Genomic DNA, 17,386 nt, shown 5'->3' with positions numbered 1-17,386 from the left:
TATGATATTTGTTACAGTTATCGTCACCACTATCTTAGTGAAAAACACAGACGACGTTAACTTTTGGCTGTTCGGTGATACAAGAATCTCAAAAGTAGCAATGCTCGGATTCATGTTTCTTATCGGATTGATAACCGGCGGGATTGTTTTCAAAAGGAAGAAACCGGAAAAGATACAGGAGCCAGAACTTCCTGAAACCGACGTTACGCCAACTAAACATTATTTAAGTGATGAAGACCGCGACTATATCAGCTAATATGAAAAACTTCATCCTGATAGTACTCCTCTTTCTTACACGCGCGGCTTTTTCTCAAGATTTAGTAGTTCCTCAGAATTACAAATTCAAAACTAAAGAAGATTTTCTCCGCTACCAGCCCGATGTGATAAAATGTATCAACTGGCTTGCCGAAACACCACGCAATCAAAAACAGCAAAAACGCAAAGAAGCAGAAGATTTTTCGGTTTCATGGATATATAAATGTCCGTACGTAAGCGTGTTCCTGGAACAATATGTAATGAAGATCTCCGCTAAAAACCCAGACCTGGTTTTAAGTTTCTTGTTCGGATTCACGAAATACACGCTGGAACATCCTGAAGAAAAATCGCTCCTTACGCTTAATATGGCTGGGCTTACCAATCTGTTAAACGATTATGAGATTAATAAATCAACGCTGACGCAAGACGACGATCTCGACACCTTAATTTACATAAGGGATAGTCAAAAACTCTCCGACTGGCTAAAACCACAGCTTACGCGTACTAAAAATTAACGGGCACCAATACGACGCTAAACCCCATAGTAAACGACGTTATCAATTTCCAGTAAGGGAAGTTTAATCTGGTTACTAAAAATACCGTAAACCGAAGAACCGCTGCCACTCATGGAAGCGTAAACAGCGCCTGCTTCGTATAAAGCAGCTTTAACTCCTCTTATTTTTGGATGATTAGTAAACACCGATTTCTCAAAATCATTTCTTACAGTTTCCTGCCACTGTTTTACCGGTAGTTCAATAAGCTCTTTCATAGATTTAGCTGGCTTCGCAGGTTCCACACCGCGGTAAGCCTCAGCAGTAGAAACATGCACTGGCGGCATTACTAAAACGATATAATACTTTTCAAGGCTCAATTTGATTTCTGCGAACTCATCGCCTCGTCCACGAGCAAACACCGGAACGTTTTTTAAGAAGAAAGCACAATCGGCCCCAAGCTTACGAGCGTAAGCGTCCATACTTTGCTGTGTTATATTGAGGTCGAACTTGTCGTTCATTAACCTGATAAAAAAAGCTGCATCAGCCGATCCGCCGCCAAGTCCTGCTCCGATCGGAATGTTTTTATGAAGATGAATATGAACAGGCGGCACGTCATAATCCTTCGCGATCAGTTCATACGCCTTCAGACAAAGATTTTCATTAGCATATCCAGGTATCTCTATACCCGAGGATGTGAAAAGCAATTCTTTTGCCTCAACTATCTCAAGAGCGTCCTTAATATTAATCGGATAAAAAACGGTTTCAAGATTGTGATAGCCATCGGCACGACGATTAACTACCGATAAGCCAATATTTATCTTTGCGTTGGGAAAGGAGATCATCTTTTAAACAAGAGCCGAGTTATGAACAAAAATAGGATGGCTAAATTACATTTATTTTATTTGCACAAACTTCAACAAACACTTTCATGAAACAATATCTTGATTTGATGAAACATGTGCTGGAACATGGCGCCCAGAAACATGATCGTACGGGAACGGGGACAATCAGTGTTTTCGGATATCAGATGCGTTTCAATCTGCAGGACGGATTCCCACTCGTAACAACGAAAAAAGTTCATCTCCGCTCCATTATACATGAACTGATCTGGTTTCTGAAGGGTGATACCAATATTAGTTACCTTAAAGAAAACGGTGTAAGTATTTGGGACGAATGGGCTGATAAAAATGGCAACCTCGGCCCTGTCTACGGATCGCAATGGCGTTCATGGCCAAAACCCGACGGCGGCCATATCGATCAGATCAGCCAGGTTGTAAATCAGCTAAAAAACAATCCCGATTCACGGCGCATCATAGTTTCGGCATGGAACGTCGCGGAAGTAGAAAATATGGCACTTCCACCCTGTCACAGTTTTTTTCAGTTTTATGTTGCTCCTCCTGATAAAAGCAAAGGCGAAACCAGGGGAAAACTAAGCTGCCAGCTTTACCAGCGAAGTGCGGATATATTTTTAGGCGTGCCTTTTAATATTGCTTCGTATGCGCTGCTTACTATGATGATGGCGCAGGTTTGCGACCTTGAGCCGGCAGACTTAATTCACACGCTCGGCGACGCACATTTATACAATAATCATCTGGAACAAGTCAGCCTTCAGTTAAGCCGCGAACCAAGACCGTTGCCGGTAATGAAACTAAATCCCGCAGTCAAAAATATCTTCGATTTTAAATACGAAGACTTCAGCCTGGAGAATTACGATCCATATCCAGCGATTAAGGCTCCGGTCGCTGTATAACCAAATATTTTTTAACAAACATGATACAGTTAGTAGTAGTTGTTGACGAGAACAACGGCATAGGCAAGGACAACCAGTTATTGTGCCATCTTCCTGCCGATCTTAAGCATTTTAAAGCAGTTACTGTAGGCTTTCCTGTTATTATGGGCAGAAAGACGTTTGAGTCGATGGGCAAGCCGCTGATAAACAGGCGGAACATCGTCATCAGCAGCAATGATATCACCATTGATGGCGCAGAGGTTCTTCACTCTCTTCGGGAAGCTATTACAGCGTGCGATGATGAAAAAATATCAATTATAGGTGGCGGAGAGATTTTCCGACAGGCAATCGAATTTGCCGATCAGATTGAATTGACGCTTATCCATCACAGGTTTAACGCAGATACCTTTTTTCCGGAAATCGATTTGAACCTGTGGAAGGAAACATCCACTGAACGCCATTCGTCAGATGAAAAAAATCTCTTCGACTATTCATTTATAACCTATCAAAAGCGCAGCTAGAATGCCATAAAATACTCAAAAATGGCTTATAAACCGGCTTATTATGCTCATTTAAAAATAATTATTAACAAAAGAAAATTTAATTAGATTTGCCGTCTTATTTAGAAAAGGCTTATATACACAATTTACAAAATGCAAGGGAAAGGACTGATAAAATTTGTTGCAATAGCGCTCGCTATAGCGTGTTTGTATTCACTATCTTTCACATGGGTTGCCAAGAGGGTAGAAAACCAGGCGAAGGAATTTGCCAAGGGTGATCCGATTAAAGAAAAAGCTTACCTCGATTCAATTGCTACACAACCTGTGTACAATCTGGGTTTTACAAAATTCAACTACCAATATGTAAAAGAACGTGAAATTCCGTTGGGTCTTGACTTAAAGGGCGGGATGAACGTAACCATGGAAATTTCATTGGTTGACCTTGTACGTAATCTGGCTAATAATCCAGCAGACGCAAATTTCAACAAAGCCTTAGCAAATGCCGACGCTGATTTGAAAACTTCTCAAAAAGATTTCATTACGCTTTTTGGTGAAGAATATGAAAAACTTGAGCCAAATGGAAAATTAGCTCAGTTCTTTGCGACAAGAGATAACGCGAATAGTGTAAAAATCACTTCAAGCAACAGCGATGTTTTGAAATTTCTTCAAACACAATCGACAGTTGCAATCGATCAGTCGTTTAACATCCTTCGTACACGTATTGACAAGTTCGGTGTAACAGCTCCGAACATCCAGCGCCAGCAGGGAACAAACCGTATCCTGATCGAGCTTCCTGGTGTTTCAGATCCAACTCGTGTACGTAAATTATTACAGGGGTCTGCCAAACTGGAGTTCTGGGAAACGTATGATAATACGCAGATATTCCCTTTACTTGAGAACGTAAACAAAATAGTAGCTTCCACACAAGCTGCAAGCGATACAACTAAAAAAGTAGCCGGCACATCTAAAATCGATTCGATTAAAAAAGATGCAGGCAGCAAACTGGCGGCATTAGGCGCTAAAAAAGATTCGGCAGCGAAAGATACAGGAGCTCTTGCGAAAAACGCAGCTCAACAAGCAAAACAAAATCCTTTGTTTGCTTTGCTTGCTCCCGCAACTTACCAGGCTCAAAACGGTCAGCAAGCTTTACGTCCGGGACCAATTGTTGGTTATGCAGCTCAAAAAGATACTGCTAAAGTCAATTCTTACTTAACTCTTCCAGCTGTAAAAAGCGTAATTCCTTCTAACATTAAATTATTATGGGGAGTTAAACCTGTTTCGGCAGACAGTAAGATTTTTGAATTATATGCTATCAAAGTGACAAAAGCAGATGGCACTCCTGCCTTAGGCGGCGACGTGATCACTGATGCTAAAGACGATATCGACCAACGTGGAAATCCTGAGGTAGTAATGTATATGAACCCTGATGGTGCACGTGACTGGAAAAGACTGACGGCAGCTGCGTCATCAGATGCGAACAATAAACAAAGCATCGCTATTGTATTAGACGATGTTGTGTACTCTGCTCCTACTGTACAGAACGAAATTCCTAACGGTATTTCATCAATCTCAGGCCACTTCGAACTAAGCGATACAAAAGACCTTGCAAACGTATTAAAAGCAGGTCGCCTTCCGGCTCCAGCTAAAATCGTTTCAGAAGCCATCGTTGGACCATCGTTAGGAGAAACCGCAATACATTCCGGTTTACTTTCTTCGGTAATCGGATTGCTGGTAGTACTTGTCTTCATGATATTCTATTACAACCGCGCCGGAACTGTGGCAAACGTTGCAGTATTTGTAAATATTTTCTTCCTGATGGGGGTACTTGCATCTGTTGGTGCAGTTTTAACCCTTCCCGGAATCGCAGGTATCGTATTGACTATGGGTATGGCGGTAGACGCCAACGTATTGATTTACGAACGTATCCGAGAAGAACTTGGTCATGGCAAGTCATTGCGCCTGGCTGTAGCAGATGGTTACAAACATGCGCTTCCATCGATCCTTGATGGCCAGATCACAACATTCCTGACCGGTGTGATTTTATACATATTCGGATCAGGACCAATCTTAGGTTTCGCGACAACATTAATGATCGGTATCATCACATCGTTATTTTGCTCGATATTTATTTCGCGTATCATTTTCGAATGGATGCTGTCAAAAGACAAACCGATCAAATTTTCAAATCCATGGAGTTCGCATACATTTAAAAATGCACATTACGGATTTGTTAAAAACCGGAAGATATTTTACATCGTCTCGGGATTATTTATCACTGCAGGATTGATTTCAATGTTTACCCGCGGCTTTAGTTTAGGTGTTGACTTTAAAGGCGGCCGTACTTATGTAGTAAGCTTTGATAAACCAGTTGACCAGGAAAAAATCCGCGAAGTGCTTGACGGCGTTTATACAGACGAAAGCAATCACTCTGCTACTGAAGTAAAAACATTTGGTTCGGATAACCAATTAAAGATCACAACTTCTTACATGAGTGATCAAACAAGCGAGTCTGCTGACAAAACCGTAGAAAACAAGCTTGAAGAAGGCTTGTCAAAACTAGGTGTTAAAAGCAAGATTGAAAGTTCTCAAAAAGTTGGGCCAACAATCGCTAACGACCTGAAAACATCGGCGATCTGGGCAGTTATCTTCTCGATCATTGTTATCTCGATATACATCCTTGTACGGTTCAGGAAATGGCAATTCAGTCTTGCTGCAATCGTTGCTACAACGCACGATGCGCTGCTGGTACTATCATTCTTCTCGTTGTTTAACGGTATTTTACCTTTCTCACTAGATATCGACCAGGCCTTCATCGCCGCTATCTTAACGGTTATCGGTTACTCAATTAACGATACCGTGGTAGTGATGGACCGTATCCGTGAATACCTTAACTTGCATCACGCCAAAACCGATGATCCGAAACTGGTAATTAATGATGCGATTAACAGTACATTAAGCCGTACGGTGATCACCGCTTTAACAGTATTCTTCGTGCTGATCGTATTATTCATCTTTGGTGGTGAAGTAATTCGCGGCTTCTCATTTGCATTGTTGATCGGGGTTGTTTTTGGTACCTACTCATCAATTTGTGTGGCAACACCAGTTATTGTTGACTTCGGAAAAAAAGATCTCAGATAATTTATAAAACATTATAAATGAAAGCCCCATGCCTAACGCCTGGGGCTTTTTCTTTTCAATGGCCCGGATCGCTCAACATTTTTCATCTAATTAAGTTAATAGTGCAGTTAATGATTTATGACAAAAACATTGAGTAGCACAGCCTTTCCCAAAATTGTAATTATTGGCGGCGGATTTGGCGGCATCGAAATAGCTAAGAAGCTTAAAGGCAAGGAAGTCAAGGTACTAATGCTCGATCGACACAACTATCACACCTTCCAGCCTCTTCTTTACCAGGTTGCAACCGGAGGACTTGAGGCAGATTCTATTGCCTTCCCGCTTAGGAAAATCTTCAAGGGCCAAAAGAACTTCACTTTCCGGAACACCGAGGTTAAGCAGATTGTGCCTGAAAGAAACGTTGTTGTTACGAGTATAGGTGAGATTTCTTACGATTACCTGGTGTTGGCAACTGGTTCGGATACTAATTTTTTCGGTTCAAAAGAGTTGGAACATTATACCATGCCGATGAAAACCATTCCGGAAGCTTTGAATTTGCGAAGCATGATTCTTCAGAACCTGGAAGAGGCATTAATTGAAAAGGACCCTGTGAAAAAAGCCGGGCTTCTCAACTTTGTAATCGTTGGCGGCGGACCAACAGGCGTAGAGCTGGCCGGCTCACTCTGCGAATTACGAAATCACGTACTGCAAAAGGATTATCCGGAACTGGACATGTCGCTTATGAATATTTACCTGATCGAGGGCTCACCAGCTGTGCTAGGTCCGATGTCTGAAAAATCACAGCATGACGCCAGGGAAGTACTTGAAACGATGGGTGTAAAAGTTTTCACCCAGACACGTGTTCTTAGTTATGACGGTGATAAACTTTCGGTTTCTGACGGGCAGGAAATCTATTCGGAAAACGTTCTCTGGTCTGCGGGGGTAATGGGTGAAGTTATCGATGGTATCCCAAAGGACAAAATAGTACGGGGTAACCGCATAACGGTTGATGAAACAAATAAAGTTACAGGCTTTGATAATATATATGCGATCGGAGATGTTGCTTCAATGGTTATGAGCGAATACCCTCAAGGGCATCCTGGCGTTGCACCTGTCGCGCAGCAGCAAGGCCGTCATCTCGCTAAAAACCTGCTTAAGATTATTAACAACCAACAACCAGAACCTTTTGAATATTTCGATAAGGGTTCTATGGCAACTATAGGCCGAAATCGCGCGGTAGTTGATCTGGGCAAAGTTCACTTTAAAGGTATTTTCGCCTGGTTCATCTGGATGTTCGTCCACCTGATGACGCTTGTTGGCTTCCGGAATAAGGCTGTTGTTTTTGTGAACTGGATTTGGAGTTATTTTAGTTATGACCGCGGAACACGATTGATTATACGACCTTTTAATCGCAAACTGATGACAGAGGATACGAAGAATAAGTAGCTTATTTCTTCAGCACCATTTTGAAATGCTGTATTCCGGCCTCTTCAAACTGTTCACCAACTTTTTCGAAATCAAATTTTGCGTATAATCCCATTGCGGTGATCTGGGCATTTAGATAAACGTAATCGTCTTTAGAAGGCTTCACGTCAGCCAGGACATTTTCAACCAATGCCGCGCCAACTCCGAGTCCTCTGAAATCCTTCAAAACGGCAAAGCGTTCGAGTTTAAATCCTTGTTCGGTTTTACGCCAGCGAGCAGCCCCTGCAGGAACATCGTTTACAAAGGCAAGAAAATGTGTTGACTCATCTTCGTGCTCCCATTCCAGCTCCGGCGGACAGTTTTGTTCGCCTACAAATACGATACGACGTATCTCAAATACTTTTTCCAGATCTTGCTGATTGCTTACTTTTTCTACGTGGAGCTGGTGACTTCTCATTTTTAGTTCCGTTTAGGCTGTCGCTGTTACTCGGTTTTGATTTATATTTTGCGGATTTAAAGTTATGGTTTTCTTCTGCCGCGTCAATAGAATGCGAGCAGGTAATGTCATCTTCCTTTTCAGCGAGATCCGAAATCCGCACATAAAATTTTGACAGCTTATCGAGTTCCGCTTCCGTAAGATCTTCTACATTAACTATGCGGTTGCTTGCGCCTTGCTGCGCTGCGATCAGCTCATTTAACTTTAAATGAAGAGCTTTTGAATCTTTATTCTGCGATTTCTGAATCAGAAATACCATTAAAAAGGTAATAATTGTAGTGCCTGTATTGATTACCAGCTGCCAGGTTTCGGAATATTGAAATATCGGTCCGCTGATACCCCAAGCTACTACCACCGCAGCAGCAATGATAAATGCAGCTGAGCTTCCAGTGGCCTGTGTGGCCCAATTTGCAAAGCGTTCAAAAATGCTTTTCTTCTTATTTTTTGACATCATTTAAATTTGATGCATTATATACAAAAAAAAGCCGCCAGTGTTTTAACACGGCGGCTTCGATCTTAGAACGACTGTCTGTTACAGTTTATCGTTTACATTAATACAGTTCAGATCTTCAAATGCCTGAGTTAAGCGTTTAACGAAGTTTTCTTCGCCCTTGCGTAACCAAACACGCGGATCATAATATTTTTTGTTTGGAGAATCCTCACCTTCCGGATTGCCAATCTGCGCTTGTAAATAAGCTTCCTTAGACTGGTAATAGCCCAAAATTCCTTCCCAAAATGCCCATTGCATGTCGGTGTCAATGTTCATTTTAACAGCTCCATATGATATAGCTTCACGAATCTCTTCTTTGGAAGAACCTGAGCCACCGTGGAAAACAAAGTTAATCGGCTTTTCAGCTGTTAATCCATGTTGTTCCTTTAGATATTCCTGCGAATTTTTAAGAATAACTGGCTGCAATTTTACGTTTCCGGGTTTGTAAACACCGTGAACATTTCCAAATGCCGCTGCGATGGTAAACTTCTCGCTTACGCTGCTTAGCTCTTTGTAAGTATATTCAACTTCCGATGGCTGAGTGTAAAGCTTAGAGCTATCTACATCTGAATTATCAACACCATCTTCTTCCCCGCCAGTTACGCCAAGTTCCACCTCGATTGTCATCCCCATCGCTTTCATGCGCTCAAGGTATTTCTTGCTTATTTCTATGTTTTCCTCCAATGGCTCTTCAGAAAGATCGAGCATGTGAGAAGAAAATAATGGCTTTCCATTTTTCTTATAAAAGTCTTCTCCGTGTGAAAGCAATCCGTCAATCCATGGCAATAATTTCTTTGCGGCATGGTCAGTATGCAGAATTACGGCAACGCCGTATTTTTCAGCAAGCAAATGAACATGCTGTGCCGCCGATACCGCACCTAAAATACAAGCCTGCAGATTATCGTTATTTAAGGATTTACCTGCATAAAATTGTGCTCCGCCATTTGAAAGCTGAATAATCACCGGCGAATTAACTGCTTTGGCAGTTTCCATTACAGCATTGACAGAATTGGTACTTATAACGTTTACAGCAGGAAGAGCAAACTGGTGTTTTTTTGCCTGCTCAAATAGCGCCTGTACCATGTCGCCATACAGAACACCTTTATAATTTTTTAAATCCATTTTTTATAGTTTGTTATAAAAGACGGTCGAAATTAAGAATTTTGCTGAACTTAAGGGTGTACTTTTTACACTTTGTGCGACCTGGGATTTGTACCAGGATCGATTTTTAAATCAGCTCATTTTCAACCAACATCTAACAAATCACACCTGATATTCGGGGTCGTTTATTAAGAAAACCATTTTACCAAATTTTTCGTTTCTTTGTAACCTATTTCCAAAAATTTCATGGCTTGGTTTAAAAGAGAGAAAAAAGGAATCATAACTTCAACAGAAGATAAAAAAGAGGCACCTGACGGCCTTTGGAATAAATGCCCGAATTGCAAAAAGCCGCTGCACTACGCAGAACAGGTTGAAAATAAATACGTTTGCCATTATTGCGGGTATCATTTGAGAATCGGATCAAAGGAGTATTTTTCCATTTTATTTGATGATAACACGTTCACCGAATTAAATGCAAATCTAAAATCCGGCGATCCCCTGGACTTTGAGGATACAAAAAAATACACTGAACGCCTGGAAGAAAGCTATGCAAAGACAGGCTTGAATGATGCGCTGAGATCGGCATACGGCAAATTAAACGGGCACGATATTGTTATCGCCTGTATGGATTTTTCATTCATCGGAGGATCGATGGGTTCTGTAGTTGGCGAAAAAATAGCACGCGCTATCGATTACTCAATTAAGAATAAAGTTCCTTTTTTACTGATATCGAAATCAGGAGGTGCACGAATGATGGAAGCCGCTTTTTCCCTGATGCAAATGGCGAAAACATCGGCAAAATTAGCTTTGCTAAGTAAGGCAAAAATACCATATATCTCCTTGCTTACAGATCCCACAACGGGTGGTGTTACGGCCTCTTACGCCATGTTAGGCGATATAAATATATCAGAGCCCGGTGCATTGATCGGATTTGCCGGGCCTCGTGTTATTAAAGAAACTATTAAAAAAGATTTACCTAAAGGTTTTCAAACGGCTGAGTTTGTGCAGGAACATGGGTTCCTAGACTTCATCGTCGATCGCAGGGAAATGAAAAACAAGCTTTTCACTTTCCTGAAATTAATGGACAACTGATAAAAGCAAAAAAATCCGGCCGTGGCCGGATTTTTTTGCTTTGCTTCTTTATATAAGAAAGCTCCGTTTCGAACTTTACGCAGTAAGTTCTTCGTAAGCCGCCATTAAACTTCGCTCAATTCCATCGCCTTTAAATTCTGTTGCTCCCGGAATTTCGGTAGTTTTTAAAATATCCTCTTTTGACTTCCCGGCCCTTATCTGCGCCGAGACATAATCCATGAGTCGTGCTAGATAGTTTTGCATCATTTTTAGCTCTGCCTTACTTCCTGTCACCTGTTCGGGATCAAACGCGTGGCCGAATACAAACAAGGTATCGTGGTCATAAAGGTTTTGTGCCTTCTCCAACACCTCAATCCAGCTTTTAACTGATGCGCCAGCCGAACGGTCGATAAATGGATATCGCTTGTTAAACACCAGATCACCGGCGTGAACCACGTTCGCGTTTTGAAAATGGATAAAGCTATCCCCATTGGTGTGGCCAGCCCCGAAATAGTTTGCACTGATTGTTTCGTCACCAAGCGTTGTTTTCCACGACGTAGAATATGTTATATCAGGAAAAAGCTGTACTGACGGATCTTTCGCAAACTTCCGTTGATTGGCATCTGAGTTTACATGAGCAAGTACATGACCAGCTATTCCTTTAAAAGATATATTGCCTGACGTATGATCGCCGTGATGATGTGTGTTGATCAGGTACCTGAAAGGTTTTTCGGATTGCTTTTTAAGCTCGGCAATTAAATGATTGGCCGGCTCGGGAAATTCCGCGTCTACGACAATAATTCCGTCACTATTTACGAGCCAGGCAATTGTTCCGCCTTGTTCAGTAAAGATACCTACGTTATTACGTAACTTCTTTATTTTAAATGTAGATTGAAAAACAGAGGAAAAGGCTTTGTCTCCGAAGGCCAGGAGAAGGCTGGCTGAAATGCCGGAAACCTTGATGAAATTTCTTCGCTGCATGCAGCAAGTTATAATTTATCGGTAAAATAAAAAAGCTCCCGAAGGAGCTCTTTTACGTTAAAATCCACTACCCGGATTAGCACCCGGTTCATGGCCTGTACCAAATTGTTCTCTCGAACGTCCGTAGGATTCCCGTCCTGTAAAATCACCTTTTGTATCAAAACCATTTGTGTGATCTACATTTGTGTCGTCGTCCCCATCTTCATCGGCCCAGCTTCCCTCATTTTCATCCTCGTCTTTTTCTGGCGTTTCAGGTATTACCTGATCGTTTTCAATATCATCGTCATTATCTAATTCCGCATTGTCAAATTCTTCATCGCGATCAAGGTCTGATGAGTTTTCCGGATTTCTGTAACCTTCGCTTTCATTTCCGCGGTTTTCATTTGTTGCTCCGGTTCTGTTGTTATCCCATTCCTGGTTACGTTGAGTGTCCTTAGCATACTCATTGTTGGTATTAACATCAGTGTTATTATTTTGTGACTGATTCCTTGAATCGTCATTCCAATCGTTTGATTGATTTTGGCTGTCTAACATAGTAGTTGTTTTTAGATGTGTTAAACATGATGCTATAACAATGCCAGTTTTCGTTAATTAAAAAGATTTACGCATTTACAAGGCAAACTTCTTTTATTTTATTGATTGTGTAATCAATTTCCTCTTTCGTATTAAATTTACTAAAGGAGAAGCGTACAGATGGCCTGTTTGGATTAGTTCCAATGGCCGATAAAACATGCGATCCGATATTTGTACCGGAACTGCAGGCGCTGCCCCCGGAGGCGGAAATGCCAGATATATCAAGATTGAATAAAAGCATATCTGCCATGTCCATTTCCGGGAACGAAACGTTCAGCACGGTATACAAACTTTTATCGGAATCCGTTTCGCCATTAAATTCGATACCAGGTATGTTTTTCTCCAGCTCAGATTTCATATAGCTTTTTAGCTGCTGAATATGTGCCTGGTGTTCATCCATATCTGAATATGCCATTTGCATTGCTTTTGCGAGGCCAACTATTCCATACACATTTTCCGTTCCTCCGCGCATGTTGCGTTCCTGAGAGCCGCCAAAAATCATCGGCTTTATCTTAACACGATGGTTGATGTAAATAAAGCCTACACCCTTAGGCCCGTGAAGCTTGTGAGCAGCACAAACAACGAAATGAACCTTCAGTTTACTGAGGTCATGACGATAATGTCCCATTGTTTGTACAGTATCGCAATGGAACAAGGCGTCGTATTTTTCACAGAGCTCGCCAACCCGCTCTATATCAGTCAGCGTACCGATCTCATTATTAGCATGCATCAATGAGACAAAACTTCTTTCGGTATCTTTTTGTAACAGTTGCTCCAGGTGGTCGAAATCAATATTCCCCTTCGAATCGACATTTACGAAGTCAAGTTGAATCATCTCGCTTTTTTCCATCGCTTCCAGCGTATGAACAACGGCGTGGTGTTCGGTACGTGAAGTTATCGCATGTTTTATTTTGTGATCGATAATACCGCAGCGTATCGCCATATTATCGGCTTCTGTACCTCCTGAAGTGAAAAATATTTCTGAAGGAGCCGCATTTAATAAACCAGCAACGGTTTTGCGTGCTTTTTCAATAACAGTACGCACTTCGCGCCCATGAGCATGTATAGACGATGGATTGCCGTATTGGCTCTCCATAACCTGGTACATTTCCTTCAGTACTTCTTTATCTAGCGGGGTGGTCGCTGCATTATCTAAGTAAACACGCATATTCATTATTTTTCCGGGCGAGTATTAACTCTTTCCCAATATCTCTTTAATATCTGAAATGATTTTATTAGCCAGGCTGTTAGCTGTTGTTTCCGAACTTGCTTCTGAATATATCCGTATGATAGGTTCTGTGTTCGATCTGCGCAAGTGAACCCATTCCTTATCAAATTCAATTTTAAGTCCGTCAATTGTCGAGTAAGGCTGCTTTTTGTATTTATTTTCTACTTTTTTCAGCAACATGTCAATGTCCATATCCGCCGTAAGGGTTATTTTATTTTTAGAAATAAAATAACCAGGATAAGTACTTCTTAATTGTGATACAGATCTGCCATATTTTGCCAGATGCGTTAAAAACAAAGCGATACCTACCAACGCATCCCTTCCGTAATGAGACTCAGGATAAATAATCCCTCCATTTCCTTCGCCACCTATCACGGTTTGAGTCTCCTTCATTTTGGTCACCACGTTAACTTCACCAACCGCGGCCGCATTATAAGTTTGCCCATGCTTTTCGGTAACATCACGAAGCGCACGGGTGGAAGACAGGTTTGAAACCGTGTTGCCAGGCGTATGCTGTAAAACATAATCAGCCACAGCTACCAGCGTATATTCTTCGCCGAACATCGCTCCGTCTTCACAAACAAAGCATAGGCGGTCAACGTCCGGGTCGACAGCAATACCCAGATCTGCTTTTTTCCGAACTACTTCCTGCGAAAGTGAAATTAGATTTTCCGGAAGCGGTTCCGGATTATGTGGAAAATTACCATCCGGCTCGCAAAAAAGCTCATGGACTTCAGTAACTCCCAGAGCCTTAAGAAGCGCCGGAACAAAAATACCACCAGTTGAATTAACGCAATCAATTACGATAGAAAAATCTGCTTTACGGATCGCTTCAACGTCAACCAGCTTCAACTTTAAAATATGATCGATATGTTTTTGGATATACGTATCGTCAAACGTTATTTTACCTAGATTGCTTACCTCGGCGAATTCAATATCCTCTTCCGCAATCTCAAGAACTTCCTTTCCGGCTGCATCGTTCAGGAATTCACCATCTGCGTTTAAAAGCTTCAAAGCATTCCATTGCTTAGGATTATGACTTGCAGTTAAAATAATACCTCCTCCGGCTTGTTCCATTGGTACAGCAAGCTCAACTGTTGGTGTTGTAGATAATCCAAGATCAATTACATCTACTCCGATACTTTGCAAAGAGCCTACCACCAGGTTCCTCACCATTTCACCCGAGAGGCGTGCATCACGCCCAAGTACGATTTTTGGATTCCCCGTATTTTTAATCACCCATTTACCAAAGGCAGTTGTAAATTTTACGATGTCGATTGGTGTAAACCCGTTTCCAGCAGTACCCCCTATTGTTCCCCTGATTCCGGAGATAGACTTGATTAACGTCACGTGTTATAAATTATATCCAGCAAAATTAAAAAAAATGGCCTACGCTTCAACAAACAAAACCATTTAGCTTAATTACTATATTTGCTGCTGCTATAAATTAATTCCGGTATGTCTCGTAAGTGGTTTCAAAACTGGTTTAACTCCCCATATTATCATATTCTATACAACCAGCGAAACGATGAAGAAGCCGAATTTTTTATTGACAACCTGTTTGCACACCTTAATCCGACTTCAGATTCTCTTTTGCTTGACGTAGGCTGCGGGCGGGGACGCCATTCGGTTTATCTGAATAAAAAGGGCTATGATGTTACCGGCATTGATCTTTCCCTTCCCAATATTAATTACGCGAAACAATTTGAAAGCCGGCAACTGCATTTTTTTGTGCACGATATGCGATACCTGTTTTATATAAATTACTTTGATATCGCGTTGAATCTTTTTACCAGCTTTGGATATTTCGAAACGCAGAAAGAGCATGTAACGGCATTGAAAACAATGCGCAAATCGCTTAAAAAGGATGGTTTGCTAGTGCTTGACTATTTTAACTGCCAGAAAATTATCCGCAATTTATCGCCGCAAGAAGTTAAGTCAATTGATGGGATTGATTTTTATATCACCAAAAAAAGAGTCGCTGATAAGATTGTAAAAACGATCTCTTTTGAACATCGCAATAAAGACTACACATTCAAAGAGGAAGTTAAGGTATTCTGCCTGCCTGAGTTTCAAAGGCTGCTTGACGTAAGCGGCTTTGCCATTACCGATCATTTTGGAGATTACTCATTGAATGAGTATGACGAAAATAAATCCGACCGCCTGATCCTTATTTGCCATAAAAAATATGATTGAACATATTATGCAATTCGACCAGCAGCTGTTTTTTGCAATCAACAGAGGCTTGTCAAATCCATTTTTCGACTGGCTGATGCCATTTCTTCGCAACCGGTATTTCTGGACGCCGTTATATCTTTTCCTCGTTGTGTTTTTTATCCGCAATTACGAAAAAAAAGGTATCATGCTGATTGTCTTCCTGCTGATCACCTTTGCACTGGCAGACATGAGCAGCGCCAGCATGATCAAACCGCTTATCCACCGGCTTCGTCCATGCAACGATCCTTCAATAAACCAGATGGTACGTGCTATTGCCGGCTGCGGTACAGGTTTTAGCTTTCCGTCGTCACATGCGGCTAACCATTTTGCTATTGCCGTGTTCCTGGTAACTGTTTTCCGCCACAAGTGGAAATGGATTACGCCGCTGGCTTTATTCTGGGCGGCGTCTATTTGTTTTGCACAGGTATATGTCGGCGTTCACTATCCGGTGGATGTTACCGTTGGCGGCTTGTTAGGCGCATTGATTGGTTATATTACCGGAACTATTTTTCTTGCTATACAAAGGGATAAACAATGGAGTACTGGAAACTGATCCTTTTATTTTTAAGCTGCTTTATAGGCGGGATATCAATATTTCTTTTCAAAAAAGACGCGTCAAAACAACTGAAACTGCTTTTGTCGTTTAGCGGTGCATACCTCTTTTCGATTACAGCAATACACCTGATGCCGGAAGTTTTCCATACTGACGACCCGACAATCGGCTTATATGTGCTGGGAGGATTTCTGTTCCAGATTGTACTTGAACAATTTTCTGACGGTATTGAGCACGGCCATGTTCACGCTCATTCACATTCCCCGGCATTTCCATGGGGCATTATGGTGAGCTTATGCCTGCATGCTTTCCTTGAAGGAATGCCGCTGGCGGAAGGGCATCAGAACGAGTTAGTATTTGGTATTGCGCTTCATCACATTCCTGCTTCATTTGCCTTGGCGAGTGTTCTGGTGCAAAGCCATGTGGGTAAGAATAAGATCATTTTTTTGATTGTTTTGTTCGGACTTATGTCTCCAACGGGATATTTGCTGAGTCATGCTCTTAGCGAGGGATCCATTTTAAATCTCACAAATTATTTCGGAAGGATAATGGCGGTAGTAATCGGTATATTCCTTCACATCTCAACAACTATTTTATTTGAGTCGAGCGTTGATCACCATTTTAACCGGAAAAAACTGATTGCCGTTTTATCCGGCGTTTCAATAGCGCTGATAGGATTTTTGTTATAATCAGCCTCTAAGCTTATCGAGCAATACGTTTAATGAATTAACTTCCTGCTCGGTTAAGCGGCTTAAAAGCAAATCACCACCCATTTCAGGATCAAGTTTTTCAAGCAGGTTCAGTCCCTTTTCCGAAATGCTGATATCTACAGCACGGCGGTCTGTTTGATTGGTACAACGTGCTACCAGTCCCTTTTGCACCAGGCGCTCAACAATCCGGGACGCATCCGACATTTTATCAAGCATACGCTCTTTTAACAAATTAACCGTGGCCGGCTGCGGATACTGTCCCCGTAGTATTCTTAAAATATTATATTGCTGCAATGTGATGTGATTTTTCTCTACACGCTTTTTCAGCTGAGTTGTAATCCAGCTGTATGTAAAAATAATATTCACAACTCCTTTGTGATACTCGTCTTTAAATCCCGCTGTAACAATTTCTTTTTCAAGTTCCATAAGTTCTGTTATTAGTACTAAAA

19 protein-coding genes are annotated in these 17,386 nt (G+C 41.5%); 10 read left to right on the top strand and 9 right to left on the bottom strand.

Annotated features, from left to right (window positions below; translation table 11 throughout):
* Position 1: 1 nt before the first annotated feature.
* Together GS399_RS16205 and GS399_RS16200 are read left to right on the top strand one after the other, a co-directional pair.
* Positions 2-256: a hypothetical protein gene (locus GS399_RS16205; RefSeq protein ID WP_160845700.1), complete on the top strand. Its 255-nt coding sequence runs from the start codon at positions 2-4 to the stop codon at positions 254-256.
* A 1-nt stretch (position 257) separates the two neighbouring features.
* Complete coding sequence (locus GS399_RS16200; RefSeq protein WP_160845699.1) at positions 258-770, top strand: hypothetical protein; 513 nt, start codon at positions 258-260, stop codon at positions 768-770.
* Between the two features lie 17 nt (positions 771-787).
* Here the strand turns inward: GS399_RS16200 and ispE are convergent, their stop codons facing one another.
* The gene (gene ispE / locus GS399_RS16195) at positions 788-1,591 is read right to left on the bottom strand and encodes a 4-(cytidine 5'-diphospho)-2-C-methyl-D-erythritol kinase (protein WP_160845698.1); all 804 of its coding nucleotides are present in this window, start codon (positions 1,589-1,591) and stop codon (positions 788-790) included.
* Positions 1,592-1,677: 86 nt separating this feature from the next.
* On the opposite strand from ispE, the gene GS399_RS16190 reads away from it, so the two are divergent.
* The 4 genes from GS399_RS16190 to GS399_RS16175 all read left to right on the top strand — a co-directional run bounded on the left by GS399_RS16190 (position 1,678) and on the right by GS399_RS16175 (position 7,538).
* A complete protein-coding gene (locus GS399_RS16190) occupies positions 1,678-2,499 on the top strand; it encodes a thymidylate synthase (RefSeq protein WP_160845697.1) in 822 nt (273 codons plus the stop codon).
* A gap of 20 nt (positions 2,500-2,519) precedes the next feature.
* Positions 2,520-2,999, top strand: a complete 480-nt coding sequence (locus tag GS399_RS16185; RefSeq protein ID WP_160845696.1) for a dihydrofolate reductase — start codon at positions 2,520-2,522, stop codon at positions 2,997-2,999.
* Positions 3,000-3,131: 132 nt separating this feature from the next.
* Complete coding sequence (secDF, locus tag GS399_RS16180) at positions 3,132-6,116, top strand: protein translocase subunit SecDF (RefSeq protein WP_160845695.1); 2,985 nt, start codon at positions 3,132-3,134, stop codon at positions 6,114-6,116.
* A gap of 117 nt (positions 6,117-6,233) precedes the next feature.
* A complete protein-coding gene (locus tag GS399_RS16175; protein ID WP_160845694.1) occupies positions 6,234-7,538 on the top strand; it encodes an NAD(P)/FAD-dependent oxidoreductase in 1,305 nt (434 codons plus the stop codon).
* A 1-nt stretch (position 7,539) separates the two neighbouring features.
* Here the strand turns inward: GS399_RS16175 and GS399_RS16170 are convergent, their stop codons facing one another.
* The 3 genes from GS399_RS16170 to fbaA form a co-directional block, all read right to left on the bottom strand.
* On the bottom strand, positions 7,540-7,974 hold the full coding sequence (locus tag GS399_RS16170; protein WP_160845693.1) for a GNAT family N-acetyltransferase: 435 nt from the start codon (positions 7,972-7,974) through the stop codon (positions 7,540-7,542).
* Complete coding sequence (locus GS399_RS16165; protein ID WP_369410129.1) at positions 7,910-8,467, bottom strand: low affinity iron permease family protein; 558 nt, start codon at positions 8,465-8,467, stop codon at positions 7,910-7,912. The genes GS399_RS16170 and GS399_RS16165 overlap by 65 nt, the downstream gene beginning before the upstream one ends.
* A 78-nt stretch (positions 8,468-8,545) precedes the next feature.
* The gene (gene fbaA, locus GS399_RS16160) at positions 8,546-9,625 is read right to left on the bottom strand and encodes a class II fructose-bisphosphate aldolase (RefSeq protein WP_160845692.1); all 1,080 of its coding nucleotides are present in this window, start codon (positions 9,623-9,625) and stop codon (positions 8,546-8,548) included.
* Between the two features lie 225 nt (positions 9,626-9,850).
* On the opposite strand from fbaA, the gene accD reads away from it, so the two are divergent.
* Positions 9,851-10,696, top strand: coding sequence for an acetyl-CoA carboxylase, carboxyltransferase subunit beta (gene accD, locus GS399_RS16155; protein WP_160845691.1), 846 nt, complete (start codon positions 9,851-9,853; stop codon positions 10,694-10,696).
* Positions 10,697-10,771: 75 nt separating this feature from the next.
* Here accD and GS399_RS16150 read toward each other — a convergent pair whose 3' ends face one another.
* The 4 genes from GS399_RS16150 to glmM all read right to left on the bottom strand — a co-directional run bounded on the left by GS399_RS16150 (position 10,772) and on the right by glmM (position 14,807).
* Positions 10,772-11,656, bottom strand: a complete 885-nt coding sequence (locus GS399_RS16150) for an MBL fold metallo-hydrolase (protein WP_160845690.1) — start codon at positions 11,654-11,656, stop codon at positions 10,772-10,774.
* 57 nt (positions 11,657-11,713) lie between these two features.
* Positions 11,714-12,190: a hypothetical protein gene (locus GS399_RS16145; protein ID WP_160845689.1), complete on the bottom strand. Its 477-nt coding sequence runs from the start codon at positions 12,188-12,190 to the stop codon at positions 11,714-11,716.
* 67 nt (positions 12,191-12,257) lie between these two features.
* Positions 12,258-13,397 (bottom strand): cysteine desulfurase family protein, encoded by a 1,140-nt coding sequence (locus GS399_RS16140; protein WP_160845688.1) that lies wholly within the window; start codon positions 13,395-13,397, stop codon positions 12,258-12,260.
* Between the two features lie 24 nt (positions 13,398-13,421).
* On the bottom strand, positions 13,422-14,807 hold the full coding sequence (gene glmM / locus GS399_RS16135) for a phosphoglucosamine mutase (RefSeq protein WP_160845687.1): 1,386 nt from the start codon (positions 14,805-14,807) through the stop codon (positions 13,422-13,424).
* Between the two features lie 108 nt (positions 14,808-14,915).
* Between glmM and GS399_RS16130 the strand changes: the two genes are divergently transcribed.
* The 3 genes from GS399_RS16130 to GS399_RS16120 are packed head-to-tail and all read left to right on the top strand — an operon-like array spanning position 14,916 to position 16,916.
* Positions 14,916-15,653, top strand: coding sequence for a class I SAM-dependent methyltransferase (locus tag GS399_RS16130; protein WP_160845686.1), 738 nt, complete (start codon positions 14,916-14,918; stop codon positions 15,651-15,653).
* Complete coding sequence (locus GS399_RS16125; RefSeq protein ID WP_160845685.1) at positions 15,646-16,227, top strand: phosphatase PAP2 family protein; 582 nt, start codon at positions 15,646-15,648, stop codon at positions 16,225-16,227. The genes GS399_RS16130 and GS399_RS16125 overlap by 8 nt, the downstream gene beginning before the upstream one ends.
* Positions 16,209-16,916 carry a ZIP family metal transporter gene (locus tag GS399_RS16120; RefSeq protein ID WP_160845684.1) on the top strand — a complete coding sequence of 236 codons (708 nt, stop codon included), beginning with the start codon at positions 16,209-16,211 and terminating at the stop codon, positions 16,914-16,916. Before GS399_RS16125 ends, GS399_RS16120 begins: the two co-directional genes overlap by 19 nt.
* On the opposite strand, the gene GS399_RS16115 is transcribed toward GS399_RS16120, so the two are convergent.
* The gene (locus GS399_RS16115; protein WP_160845683.1) at positions 16,917-17,363 is read right to left on the bottom strand and encodes a MarR family winged helix-turn-helix transcriptional regulator; all 447 of its coding nucleotides are present in this window, start codon (positions 17,361-17,363) and stop codon (positions 16,917-16,919) included.
* Positions 17,364-17,386 lie beyond the last annotated feature (23 nt).

The sequence above is a fragment of the Hufsiella arboris genome (genome assembly GCF_009834875.1).
GTDB lineage: Bacteria > Bacteroidota > Bacteroidia > Sphingobacteriales > Sphingobacteriaceae > Hufsiella_A > Hufsiella_A arboris.
Note: the sequence above shows the minus strand (reverse complement) of the source record. Positions and strands in the feature narration are given on the sequence as shown.